This window comes from Actinomadura keratinilytica (genome assembly GCF_039539665.1).
Taxonomy (GTDB): domain Bacteria; phylum Actinomycetota; class Actinomycetes; order Streptosporangiales; family Streptosporangiaceae; genus Spirillospora; species Spirillospora keratinilytica.
In genome coordinates, this window is record NZ_BAABDO010000161.1 from 1 (window position 1) to 11,899 (window position 11,899).

The window sequence follows — 11,899 nt, forward strand, 5'->3', positions numbered from 1 at the left end:
TCAAGATCATCCAGCCGTGTCGCCGTCACCAACGTCCATGGTCAGTACACCTAGAACGGCCCGACACCGGCCAGGCCCGTGGCCGTCCGATGAAAGGAAAGGAATTCGGTCTCGACCAGGACGAGCACGGCGTGCGCGTGCATTGCCGTACCGGCGACCGGGTCGTCACGCTGACCGGCTCGTACGCACTGGCCTGCCCCGGCGCCCGCGGCGAGGACGTACGGCGCATGATCGGTCTGACCTTCGAGGGCCACACCCCGGTTCGCGCGCCGTTGGCCGTGCACGGTCTCGCGGACTTCCTCGCTGCTGTACGACATCGACATCCCTGCAGGGACCGTCCACGCGCACCTTGGGATCTGCCCGATCGGGCGACGCGCCCCAACCACCCGCTGCGGCCCCGACATATCAGGCTTCATGACCTGCTTCCCGGCACAGGAGTGGAAGTCGGTCGACGCGGTGACCGGGCGGCGTCTCGTGCTCGGCAGCGGCGACGTACGGGCTCGCCGTCCGCCATCCAGATGGATGGCGACGACCACTCGGCTTCCGAACCGGCCCGCCGCCGGCGCGGCTCTCTCATTGAGCCGTGCTGGGGAGGCGACGAGCCTCTGCCTCTTCCCGGGGGTCCACCCGAACCTTCCCTGAAGACGGTGCCGAGGTAGTGATCACCACCACCTCACCCCGACCGCACGGTTCCACAGCGGGCTTCGGCAACCTTTGCAGCCGCATCACGACCACGACGGCCTGAAAAGCCGTACACCATCAACCGAAAGGTAGCACCATGCAGCATTTCGTCGAGTTCGTGCGCGTGCGTGTCAAGCCCGCGGCCGAGAAAGACTTCCTCGACGGCAGGCCCGACGCGATCGCTGGTGTCCGCCGCCAGATCTCTGGATTCGTCGACGCCCCCGTAATCGCCAAGGTCGCTGACGAGGAATGGGGCGACGTATGGATCTACCAGGCCAAGGAGGATGCCGAACGCGCCGACGAAAGGGCGAGCGACATCCCCGAGTTCATGCGGATGGCCGAACTGAGCGAAGTCATTTCCATTGAGACGGGCTGGTCGGACCCCGAATATCGAGGAGAGCGAGGTAACGCGGAAAGCGGCACCGCCAACCAATGCTGCCGAAGAGTCAAGACGCCGGCAGCCGCTGAGACTGAGCGGTTGTCGGCCCGCTGCTGCGGGTAGCGGGTCATGGCGGAGGAATGAGCGCTTTCCACGTGGGTGGATGATCACAGCATGAGCGCGGGCGGTGCGGCAGGCCCTGAAACATGAAGAAGCCCTGGTAGGCCGGGTGTTGTCTCACAACCCACCGCCTCCGTTAGAGCTCGTCTCATTGGGTGAGTCGGCGGTGGCGGATGAGGGCCGCAGGCGATGGCGGTGAAGGCCGGGAAGCGCTCGGCCTTGCGTTCGTAGCGGCGGTGCAGACGGCGGCATCCGGCCGACCAGGCGATGGTGCGATCGATGGCCCAGTGGCGGCCCAGCCGCTGGGAGGAGTCGACGCCTTTGCGGGCCAGGCGGGGGATGCCGCGCGAGCGCAGCCATCGGCGCAGGTGGTCGTAGTCGTAGCCCTTGTCGCCGTAGAGCTTGGCGGGGCGGCGCCGGCGGGGCCCGCGGCGCGAGTGGATCGGCGGATGCTGCGGACGAGGCGCTGCAGGGCCTGGTTGTCGTGCAGGTTGGCAGAGGAGGTCGCGACACTGATCGGCAGACCGGACCTTCCGGTGATCAAGTGATCTTCGAGCCGTTCTTGCCGCGGTCGACAGGATTCGGACCTGTCAGGTCCCCCCGTTGAGCGCCCGCATGTCGACCGAGTCGATCGCGCACCGCGACCAAGCCGGCTCTCCGCGCGAGCCCGGCTCGTCCAGGATCAGCCGGTGCAGCCTGGGCCACACCCGTGCCTTGGTCCACTCGGTGAAACGGCGGTGGGCGGTCGGCCCGGACGGGCCGGACACCGGCGGCGATTGCCGCCAGGTGCAGCCGGTGGTGGCCACGAAGATGATCGCCGCCGGCACTTCACGGTCCACGTACCGGCGCCGGCCGCCGCCCTGCGGCCGGCGCCGGTACGGGTGGCACCACCTGCTGGAACAGCTCCCGCAACTCGTCTGGAACCACCTGCTCGACCATCACCACGAGGGCCACCCGTGAGCCCATCAGATTCGTTCCGCAACGCCTGCGCTCGGCCGACCTGCACTGCCCCGGGGCCTGGGATACGTCGGGCTGAAATGGCAGCGGAGTCTGTCGTCGGGCCAGTCTGCGCCGCATCGGCCGTGACGTCGCCCACGTCGCGTCCCGCCTGGCCGCACACGCACGCAGACCGAAGCGCCTATCGGCCGACTGCGGCAATGATCGCGCCGAGTGGCATCGCTTGGTGCGGGCCGAGGGGATCAACCCGTGAATCGCTCGGTGCGGCAGTGCTCACGGTCGACTCTGGGCGTCCACCAGTGCGTCGTCGGACGCACTACCGGGGCTTGGCGCCGCTTGGGTGCTGGGAGGCCTGCGGCAGCAGGCGTGGAGCGGTCACGGTTCTGGGTGCAGTCATGGTCAGCTGGTGGCGGCCGTCTGCTGATGTTGCTGCGGCTTTCAGTGGGGACGTGGTGAGGTGGGGGTGTGGGGCTGGCTGTGTCTGGGGTCGTGTCGGCGAGCCGACATGGAGCCAACACGAGGACGAACCGGGGCGAAGGGGGCGGTGGGCATACCGCGGCAAGCTCGCGTTTGCCCTGGTCTTGCGTGGTGGGTCGCGTGGGACTCGAACCCACAACCTACGGGCTGAAAAGTCCGCCGTCCCTGTGTCAGGTCGGTGTTCCCCGTGACAATCTGTGTCGCCCTGTGTACGTCAGTCAAGGTTTACATGTCGCCGCGTTGCGCAGCATGTTGATCTCTGCCGGGGACGACGAGCGAACATGGCCGTCCAGGTTGTCCTGCGAAGTAGCGGGAAGGGCCGGCCCGCGGATGCGGGAGGCTCTCGGTAGCCGGGGATGGATACCGGCGGCTACGCGGCAGATTCTGAACGTTCTCTGCCCGTACCGTCTTGGGCCGTGAATGATCGACACCCGGCATCTGCTCTTGATTGATCAGCCGGTGTGGCGGGAGCGGCGCGCCCATGCGCAGGACGGAGGCGACCGGTAGGGCGGCCCTGCGGGGCGCGTCGAACGCCGCCCCAGGGCCGAGCGCTCGAACCTCAGGCCGCGTCGTCGCACGCGGTCTCGCCGAGCCCGGCGCGCAGGGGTGCACGCCAGCGCTCGTCCCACGAGACCATTGCCCCCTCCACCTGCGCCCCGGCTGGGCGCACGACGGGCGCACAGGCGCCCCTTCTCTGCGGAAACCGCTTCTCAGAGTGCCCAAAGCAGTGCGGTTAGTGTCCGGCTCTCGGGGGACCGCACACTGTTGCTCAATGTCCGACATTGTTGCCAATAGAGGGATTCAGTTGCTGATCAGAAGCTGCCGAAGCGCGAGCCGAAGTGTTGGCGATCGTTGCAGATTGATCGCCTCGCATATGCGGATAGTAATGATCTAGGGCGAGAGCGCCTACGTTATCCACAGGTATCGGTTCCTGCTTGAGCGGGAAGCGGACGCGCTGTTAACTTCGCCCGGTGGACGATGTGCGTGCACAGGAGGCGATCGCGGACTTCGCGGCGACTCTTCGGGAACTGCGGATATCGGCGGGAAACCCGACTTTCCGTGAGATGGCCGGCCGATCGGGGGCGATCTCGCATACGACCCTGCACGAAGCCACGAAGGGCAACAGGCTTCCGAGTTGGGCGACCACCGCCGAGTTCGTCAAGGCGTGCGGCGCCGATCCGGCCGCGTACCGCGAACGCTGGGATAAGGCGAACCAGGTGGTCAGAGCCGCCGGCGCCGGAAAACGCGCGGCCGCCGCAGGCGCGGCCGCGACCCGTCCGCCCGACGGAGTCCGAACGCCCGCCGAGGACCGGCAGACCGTGGACGTCGCCGTCGGGGTGCGAACGTCCGACGCGGTCGGCGAGTCCTCCGCATCCGTGCCGAGCCCGTCATTACCGCCCGACGACAGCGCAGACGACGCCCAGTCGGCACCTCCCGCTTCCGGCGGTCGGCGGCGGTTCCGGCTGACCCGTCCGGCCGCGGTCGCGCTGGCGACGACGGTCGTCGGCGTGGGGGCCGCGGTCGCCACCGTGGTCGCCGTCGATCTCGGCTCCGGGGCCGACGAGCCCGACCCGAAGCCGTCCGACAACCCGTCGAAGGCGGCTCTGCCCCCGGCCGACTGCCCCGTGCAGGTGCGCAACCCGCCGCCGGCGCCGCCGACGCACAAGGGCGACGCCGCCGCATTCATCGCGGACATCACCCTGCCCGACTGCACGCACGTCGCCGCCGGCAAGACCGTCACCAAGATCTGGCGGCTCAAGAACGCCGGGAAGGTGCCGTGGAGGGGGTATGCGCTGCGCCGCCTCGACCTCCCGCAACGAGCCGACCAGTGCCAGACCATCTCCGAAGTTCCGATCGACGACACGAAGCCGGGCGAGATGGTCGACATCCGGGCCGACATCACCACGCCGAGGAAGCCGGGTCTGTGCTATGTGCGGTTCAAGATGGTGGATGCCGCAGGACGGGTCGCGTTCCCCGGCAACCGCCCGGTCAACTTCCAGATCATCGTCGAGTGAACTCGGGTCCCCGCCGCGGAAGGGATGCGGCGGGGACCCGGGCCGGTCGGTCACGCCGTCAGGAGATGGTGATCCCGCTGTAGTAGTACTTCAGGATCCTGTCGTAGCTCCAGCCGGCGTTGGCCTTGTCGCGGGAACCGTACTGCGACATCCAGTCCCCGGTGACCCACCCGCCGCACGCCGTCGTCGTCGAGCAGTAGTGGGCCTGCAGAATCTTCCCGTTGCGGGTCATCCGCTTGTTCCACGTCGCGTCCACCGCGGCGTTCGTCGCCGCCGTCGCCGAACCCGGCTTGTAGACCTGGCTCGACGTGGTGTCGTAGACGTCGAAGCACTCCCCGCTCGGCGTCTTGCGCGTCGAGTGCAGCGCCCAGTACCAGCCGTAGCTCTTGACGGCCATCGCCCCGGCCTTGAGGGACTCCTTCGGCCAGCTCGACACCCACTCGTTCGGCAGGACGTTCTTGACGTAGTCCTTGAACGGCACCCGGTCCACGCGGTTCAGCGACACCCGGTACACCAGGATCGAGCTGGGGAGCTTGGTGTGCGTGCCGTCCGTCTTGCACTCGGTGGAGCTCAGGAACCGATGCGAGGCGTTCTGATTCTTCAAGGTGGCGTTCAGGTTGCCCTTGGCGCCGGGCTTGAAGTCCTGGTAGGCGCCGCCGTAGTTGCTGTTGTAGTAGACGCGGACGGTCTTGGAGCTTCGGTTCCAGACTGAGGCGGCGTTGTTCTTGATGCACTGGCCTTTGCCGTTGCCCGAACCTTTGAAGTCGTAGCAGGAGGGCTGGCTGGTCCCGTAGTCGGCGACGGAGCCGGTGAAGTCCGAGACCGATCCCTGGTTGTTGCTGTTGTAGTAGTAGCAGAACTCGCCGCTGTCGCAGTTGCCGTCACGGCTCGCGGCCGAGGCGGGCGCCGCCGGAATGAGCACCGCCCCGCCGGCAGCCAGCACCGCGGTCGCCGCGGTGAGCCGCGAGATCAGCCGCGCTGTTCGTTTCGCCACAGTCGTCTACCTCTTCCGGTCCACGCGTCAGCGGACGTTGTAGCCCTGGGAGTGCCAGAACGAGGTCGGGTTCGGGTTGTCCAGGTGCGGGTCGCCGACGCTCTTGGCCGCGTGCGTCTGGCGGCCGGGACGCATCTCGACGTGGGTGTGCGCGCCCGAGCTGGACGACACGCCCCGCCACGCCTCGTCCGCGATGACCTGGCCGCGGCTGATCTTCTGGCCCACGCTCAGCGAGGACCGCGGCGCGGTGTGCAGGTAGATCACCGTCTTGTTCAGGGACGCGTTGTAGATGGAGATCGTGGACAGCCCGCCGCTGCCGTTGAAACCGCGCGCGATGTAGATGACCTCACCGGCCACCAGGGCGCGGACGTCCGAGCCGACGCCGCGGGCGATATCGATGCCCTCGTGACGGCCGGGCGTGCTGGTGTAGCCGTCGAAACCGCAGGTGATCCTGCCGCCGCTGGCCTTGTACAGCGCGTACGACATGTTCACGTGCGACGGCGGCGAGAACTGGTGGGAGGCGTTCTGGTTCTTCAGGGTGACGTTCAGGTTGCCCTTGGCGCCGGGCTTGAAGTCCTGGTAGGCGCCGCCGTAGTTGCTGTTGTAGTAGACGCGGACGGTCTTGGAGCTTCGGTTCCAGACTGAGGCGGCGTTGTTCTTGATGCACTGGCCTTTGCCGTTGCCCGAACCTTTGAAGTCGTAGCAGGAGGGCTGGCTGGTCCCGTAGTCGGCGACGGAGCCGGTGAAGTCCGAGACCGATCCCTGGTTGTTGCTGTTGTAGTAGTAGCAGAACTCGCCGCTGTCGCAGTTGCCGTCGCGGGCCGCCGCCGAGGCGGGCGAGACGAGGACGGACGCCGCACCGCCGAACGCGATGGCGGCCGTCGTCACGGTCAGGATCTTGCTGAGCCTGCTCATGCCGTTCTCCTTCCGATGTGCTGAAACCTGGTACGGATCAGTTGCGCCGGTACTCCTCCCAGGTACGGATGGACACCTTCGGCCCGTCGTCCGGACCGCGGTCGGCGAGCCCGTTCCGGCCGAGGTAGTAGTCGCCGACCTGGTGCTGGGCCTGGCTGGACAGGTCGGTGTCGCTGATGGCGACGGCGTGGATGTGCCACGGCCAGTCGCCTTGCGCGGGGCTGCGCAGCCATGCCGCGAAACCGACGCGGCGCAGCGCGCGCACGGCCTCGGTGCGCGTTGCGGCGTCCATCCCCTTGACGGAGATGTCGACGGCGCCGCCGCCGTCGTGAGTGCCCGCGGACGTGGGGTCGCCGCCCGGGTTGTACGAGCCCTGGTCGAGGACGAACGTGCGGCCGAGCAGCCGCTCCGCCTCGGTCAGCATGGCCCGCGTGCGGGTGTTGATGACGACCCCGCCGGTGGGCACCCGCGCGCCCGGTTCGATGACGCGGGTGACGGTGAAACGGCCGGCGCCGAGCTTGGTCAGCGACGTCTTGCCCGGCAGGCCGTTGGCAGCGAGCCCCGTGTACCCGAGCGACTTCTGGTAGGCCGCGTAGGCGGCGACCGTCGTGGTGCCGAAGTGGCCGTCCACGTACTTCGTGTCGAGCAGCTTCCGGTCGCGCAGGGCCTGCTCGATGAGCAGCACGCTGGCCTGGGCGCCCGGAGTCAGCGCGTTGTCAGGCCGCCGCGGGTCGATTTGGGCGGCCTTGACCGTGGCCTCCATGTTCACGCTCGGAAGAGCCCTGACGTCGGCCACGTGAGCCACCGACGTCGTGGACGTTCCGGCGAGGGATGTGACCAGTACGGCCGACACGAGGGCAGCAGCGTACGCGGGCAGCTTCATCGTCTCTCCAATGCGGGGGGTCGAAGCACGCGGCGGAATCCACCGTCACGAATCACCCACGTGTCCACAAGAGGATCGTGTTGTCAGGCTGTTCGACGCCCACTTCCGAACAGGCACATACGCGTCCTGACAGGTATCCGACGCCGTTAGTGCAGCTCAACCGCCTGTCGCGCGGACAGGCCTATGACCGCGTCCGACACTCGACCCGCGCCCGTCCCGAACCCGCGAACGCCGCGAGCCAACGCCCCCGAAAACAGAGCACCGATTCATGCACCTGCTCCCGCCTATGTTTCGAGCGACGTTGAGTGCTCCGAACCACTCCGCCTACGTGAGCGGACCGCACAGAAGACACGCTGACAACCGGCCCCCTGCCCCGGGGGAAATACGAAGGCGCAGGGGCGAGTCACGTAGGCGAACCACCCCCCGCCTGTGCGGAAAGAAGGCGGTGCGCGATCGTGGCAGCGATGCAGCCGACGGATGACCCGCGCCTGCGCGGGAGAACTGGCGCACAAGTCGACAAGGCCATCGGTGGACCCCGCCTGCGCGGTGACAATCCATCCACGGTGACCCGAACCCGGTCCCCGGGCGGACCACCCCGCCTGCGCGGGAACACGCCGATGCCGGTGCGGATCGCTTCGGGAATCTCCGTCACCGTGGTGCGGGCAAGAGTCGCAACGAGAGGCCGCGATCTCGGCATGTCATCATCGCCCAGGAGTCGCCTCGCGGCGAGTGGTGCAAGACGAAGCCGAGCTGTCCTGCGGACGAACGGCATTGGCCAGAGTGAGCTCCGCCGTCGCCACGGTTGAGCTCACTGCGAAAGACTGGAGTGCGATCCTCGTGGCGTTCGCGCGGCAGGTGGCTCCGGCGCAGCGTGCTCGCCGACGTGCACTTCCGCACGCTGCTTTTCGCCGATGCCACCGGCAAGCCGGGCACTTGCGTCGGACTCGTCGCGCTGCCCGTCCTGGCCCGGACCACGCTTGATGCGGGAGCAGCAGAGGTCGGCCTTCTGACAGCGCTCACCACGCTTCCGCTCCTGCTGACCGGATTGCCGGTCGACGCGCGGGGCGATCGGAGGCGCAAGCGCGGCATCCTCGTCGCGGCCGACCTCAGTAGAGCCGTGCTGGTCGCCTCGGTGCCCGTCGCCTGGCTGTCGGCGGCTGGTACGCGCTGGACGATGATCCCGGCGTCGGTGAAAAGACCGGGGCGCGAACAAGCGGCCCGACCGCGCTGAAGGATCGGCGGTGCCGGTCCGCCGGCGCGGCGGCAGGGTCGGCAGACCACTATCGGCTGCGGTCTTCGACGACATCGATTCGTCCGCTCGTGGTGCGCCGTCAGCCGGCTTGTTGCGCAGCTCGCCCGCACCACCGCCCTGATCGACCACGTGCCTGCGCTCAAGGCACGACTCACCCCGCATGCAGCAACATCGCTGGAACAGCCCGGTCTACTGGAAGGCTCCGCCGGTGTCGAACTGACCCGCACTCTCGAACCGGACACCCCACGGACATGGGCGTGGGATGCCTGCCTCCTCACCGCCGGATAGACGACAACGCACCTGTCGCCGAACACCTGAGATCCCACGTCCCCGGACCTAGACTGCGAGCAATGAGCACCGACACCATCCGGCCCGACGCCGCGCTTCAAGGGCTGGTCGATCGCCTCGTCGACACCGGCGCCATCCGCACACCCGCGATCGAGGCGGCTTTCCGGGCCGTGCCGCGCCACCGGTTCCTGCCCGGCACGCCGATCGCCGACGCCTACGCCGACCGGATCGTGGTCACCAAACGCGGCGACGACGGAGCGCCGCTCAGCTCCGCGAGCCAGCCGACGATCGTCGCCCGCATGCTGGAACAAGCCCGACCCAGGCCCGGATGGCGGGTGCTGGAGATCGGCGCGGGCACCGGCTACAACGCCGCGCTGCTGCGCGAACTGGTCGGCGGCACCGGTCAGGTGACCACGATCGACATCGACGAGGGCGTGGCGGCCGACGCCCGCCGCAACCTGGCCGGTGCCGGCTATCTCGACGTGCTCGTGCTGGCCGGAGACGGTGCGCTCGGCGCCCCCGAGCACGCCCCCTTCGACCTGATCATCGTGACCGCAGGAGCCTGGGACATCCCCACCGCATGGTGGGCCCAGCTCGCCCCCGCCGGCCGCATCGTCGTGCCACTGCGCTGGCGTGGCCTCACCCGCTCTCTCGCCCTGGACCACCAGCCCGCCGGACCGGGACGCGCCGCGTCGCTGACCTCTTCGTCGATGCACCTGTGCGGCTTCATCGCCATGACCGGCGGCAGCGACGGCGAACGCACCATCGAGCTGGCCGATGACGTCGTGGTGTTCGCCGACCGGGACCAGTCCATCGGCGGACGACTGCGGGGAGTGCTCGACACCCCTCGCGTTGAGGCGTGGTCCGACGTGGTCATCCCCGGAGACCAGTCGATGGAGGGCATCTGGCTGCGCATGTCCACCGCCGAGGCCGGCACCTGCCGGATCAAGGCCGCCCCCAGCGCCGTCCGAAGCGGCCGCGCCACCCCCGCGACTCCGGTCAACCCCGCGTTGGCAGCGGAGGACTCGATCGCCTACCTGGCGTCCCGCCGCGTCGCCGAAGGCGTCTCCCGCTGGGAGGTCGGCGCCATCGGCCACGGCCCCCGCGGCGCCGACCTCGCCGACCGCATCATCGACCAGATCCGTCGCTGGGCGGAGGAGCCCGACGCCCAGCCGACCATCACCCTGTACCCGGCGGGCACTCCGGACGAGCAGATGATCGACGGACTGATCATCGACAAGCGTGACAGCCGCATGGTCTTCACATGGTGACTGCTGCTTCAGGGCGGTGACCGCGACATCTATGCAGCTCACCACTCAGCAGCACCGTGGTTGTGCATATGCAAGCCAGAGTGCAAGCGGGCCGCCCTGCTCGAGCTTCTGTTCACCGTAGGCGACCACGTCGCCGTGAACCTGCTGCCGCCACGACCCCCGTCACCGATTCGGCGCAGCAGTCCTGCATCCGGGCCTCGACCACTTGCGGATCCTTCCTCTGCTCGATGCGCACGGGGTGCCGCTGCGGCTTCTTGTGCCCGGCCGATCGGATCGAGGGGACCGGGTGGGCATGTCAATGGGTACGAGGAGGAGAATTCCAGATCGCCGTAGTGTTCCGCTGTCGAAGGGCGGCCACCCGGTGCGCGATCTCATTACGAAACCAGCGGTGTGACGGCGCTTGCCGAATGTATGGGCTGAGTCCGCTTATCTCTCGCAGCTCCACCAGGTCGTGGTGCCCGGCCCAGTCGCGTACGTCCCAACCGTATTCAGCGGTGAAGTCGTCAATGTCCTGTGCGGTATGTCGGTAGAACCGTCGCCGCAAATAGTGCGGCTGAATCAAATCTTACTCCCGCGGCCCCAAAGAACATGATCCCAATCGCCGAGTAGCGCTTGGCCCTGCTTCGTACGGATCAGGTCGTTGGTGTGGGCGTCGCCTTGGATCAGGCCAACGGGAAGTGTCGGCACTCGGTGTCGACGATCAGAGAGCGTTTCATCTGTGATCTCCCAGGCGGAAGACAGGTACGGGATCTGGCTTGTGGCGGGGTAGTCCTGCGAGGGCCGGGCGACCGGCCGCGCTTCCGGCCGCCCCGCCGTCTGATGCCGCGCCCGTGGAGCCTGCTGCCGGCCTCCAGCGGGTGCGGCCGTAGGGGTTGGCGGCGGCGCGGAGGGAAGGGGCCGCGCCGCCGCCACCGCGGCCCCGGTCCGGCGCCGTGGTCCTGGTCGCCGGGGCCGCGGGGCTATCTCAGAAGCCGCTCGGCGACGGTGCGGGCCGCGTTCTCCTCGGTGGCCTGGGTGTGCGGCTGCCACATCGTCCGCTGGACGCTCCTGCCCGACCAGGCGGGCCGACGACCAGGGCCGGCCGATCTCGATCGAGCAGCAGCTGAACAGCATCGATCAACGGGGGAGACATCACGTGATTCAGCCAGTGGACATGACCGGCGACGCTGGGCGGGCGGCGCGGTTGCGTGACGAGCTGACCGACACCCTGCTATCGAACGGGCAGATCGTCTCACCTGCGGTCGAGAAGGCGTTTCGCACGGTCCCGCGTGAGGCGTTCGTGCCCGGTGACACTCCTCTCGACGTGGTGTACAGCGTGGACCGCGCGGTGGTGACCGAGACCGACGAGCACGGCGGGCATCTGTCCTCGGTCAGCGCTGCCTACATTCAGGCCCGCATGATCGAGATGGCCGACATCCGTCCCGGCATGACCGTGCTGGAGATCGGCTCGGGCGGCTGCAACGCCGCGCTGCTGGCCGAGGTCGTCGGCGCGGACGGGCACGTGGTCAGCATCGACATCGACGGCGAGATCATCGACCGCGCCGGCGTCCTGTTAAACCGGGCCGGATACGGCGGGCGGGTCAGCGTCGTGCAGGCGGACGCCGAACATCCCGTGCCCGGTTTCGTTCTGTTCGATCGGACCCTGGTCACTGTCGGCGCCTGGGACA

At 68.3% G+C, this 11,899-nt stretch carries 9 protein-coding genes and 1 pseudogene; 5 read left to right on the forward strand and 5 right to left on the reverse strand.

Annotated features, from left to right (window positions below; genetic code table 11):
* Window positions 1-50 precede the first annotated feature (50 nt).
* On the reverse strand, window positions 51-317 hold the full coding sequence (locus tag ABD879_RS29960) for a hypothetical protein (RefSeq protein ID WP_345025080.1): 267 nt from the start codon (window positions 315-317) through the stop codon (window positions 51-53).
* A gap of 461 nt (window positions 318-778) precedes the next feature.
* On the opposite strand from ABD879_RS29960, the gene ABD879_RS29965 reads away from it, so the two are divergent.
* On the forward strand, window positions 779-1,183 hold the full coding sequence (locus ABD879_RS29965; RefSeq protein WP_345025081.1) for a hypothetical protein: 405 nt from the start codon (window positions 779-781) through the stop codon (window positions 1,181-1,183).
* 145 nt (window positions 1,184-1,328) lie between these two features.
* Here the strand turns inward: ABD879_RS29965 and ABD879_RS29970 are convergent.
* A pseudogene (locus ABD879_RS29970) lies at window positions 1,329-2,125 on the reverse strand (IS5 family transposase).
* 1,469 nt (window positions 2,126-3,594) lie between these two features.
* Between ABD879_RS29970 and ABD879_RS29975 the strand changes: the two are divergent.
* Complete coding sequence (locus ABD879_RS29975; RefSeq protein WP_345025090.1) at window positions 3,595-4,629, forward strand: NBR1-Ig-like domain-containing protein; 1,035 nt, start codon at window positions 3,595-3,597, stop codon at window positions 4,627-4,629.
* 58 nt (window positions 4,630-4,687) lie between these two features.
* On the opposite strand, the gene ABD879_RS29980 is transcribed toward ABD879_RS29975, so the two are convergent.
* Genes ABD879_RS29980 through ABD879_RS29990 form a run of 3 tightly spaced genes read right to left on the reverse strand, consistent with a single transcriptional unit; the run spans window position 4,688 to window position 7,421 of the window.
* Window positions 4,688-5,623, reverse strand: a complete 936-nt coding sequence (locus ABD879_RS29980) for a SpoIID/LytB domain-containing protein (RefSeq protein WP_345025083.1) — start codon at window positions 5,621-5,623, stop codon at window positions 4,688-4,690.
* 27 nt (window positions 5,624-5,650) lie between these two features.
* A complete protein-coding gene (locus tag ABD879_RS29985; protein ID WP_345025084.1) occupies window positions 5,651-6,538 on the reverse strand; it encodes a peptidase inhibitor family I36 protein in 888 nt (295 codons plus the stop codon).
* Between the two features lie 37 nt (window positions 6,539-6,575).
* Window positions 6,576-7,421, reverse strand: coding sequence for a peptidoglycan-binding domain-containing protein (locus ABD879_RS29990; RefSeq protein ID WP_345025085.1), 846 nt, complete (start codon window positions 7,419-7,421; stop codon window positions 6,576-6,578).
* An 871-nt stretch (window positions 7,422-8,292) separates the two neighbouring features.
* On the opposite strand from ABD879_RS29990, the gene ABD879_RS29995 reads away from it, so the two are divergent.
* The 3 genes from ABD879_RS29995 to ABD879_RS30005 all read left to right on the forward strand — a co-directional run.
* Entirely contained in the window at window positions 8,293-8,652 is a 360-nt protein-coding gene (locus tag ABD879_RS29995; protein WP_345025086.1) for a hypothetical protein, read from the forward strand.
* 371 nt (window positions 8,653-9,023) lie between these two features.
* Complete coding sequence (fxlM, locus tag ABD879_RS30000; protein WP_345025087.1) at window positions 9,024-10,232, forward strand: methyltransferase, FxLD system; 1,209 nt, start codon at window positions 9,024-9,026, stop codon at window positions 10,230-10,232.
* 1,153 nt (window positions 10,233-11,385) lie between these two features.
* A partial coding sequence (locus tag ABD879_RS30005) for a methyltransferase domain-containing protein (protein WP_345025088.1) occupies window positions 11,386-11,899 on the forward strand: 514 nt, incomplete at its 3' end.

Bases quoted from the DNA above. Each gene is read 5' to 3' on its own strand.
- ABD879_RS29960 (WP_345025080.1), bottom strand. From the start codon at position 317: ATGTCGTACAGCAGCGAGGAAGTCCGCGAGACCGTGCACGGCCAACGG.
- ABD879_RS29965 (WP_345025081.1), top strand. From the start codon at position 779: ATGCAGCATTTCGTCGAGTTCGTGCGCGTGCGTGTCAAGCCCGCGGCC.
- ABD879_RS29985 (WP_345025084.1), bottom strand. From the start codon at position 6,538: ATGAGCAGGCTCAGCAAGATCCTGACCGTGACGACGGCCGCCATCGCG.
- ABD879_RS29990 (WP_345025085.1), bottom strand. From the start codon at position 7,421: ATGAAGCTGCCCGCGTACGCTGCTGCCCTCGTGTCGGCCGTACTGGTC.
- fxlM (WP_345025087.1), top strand. From the start codon at position 9,024: ATGAGCACCGACACCATCCGGCCCGACGCCGCGCTTCAAGGGCTGGTC.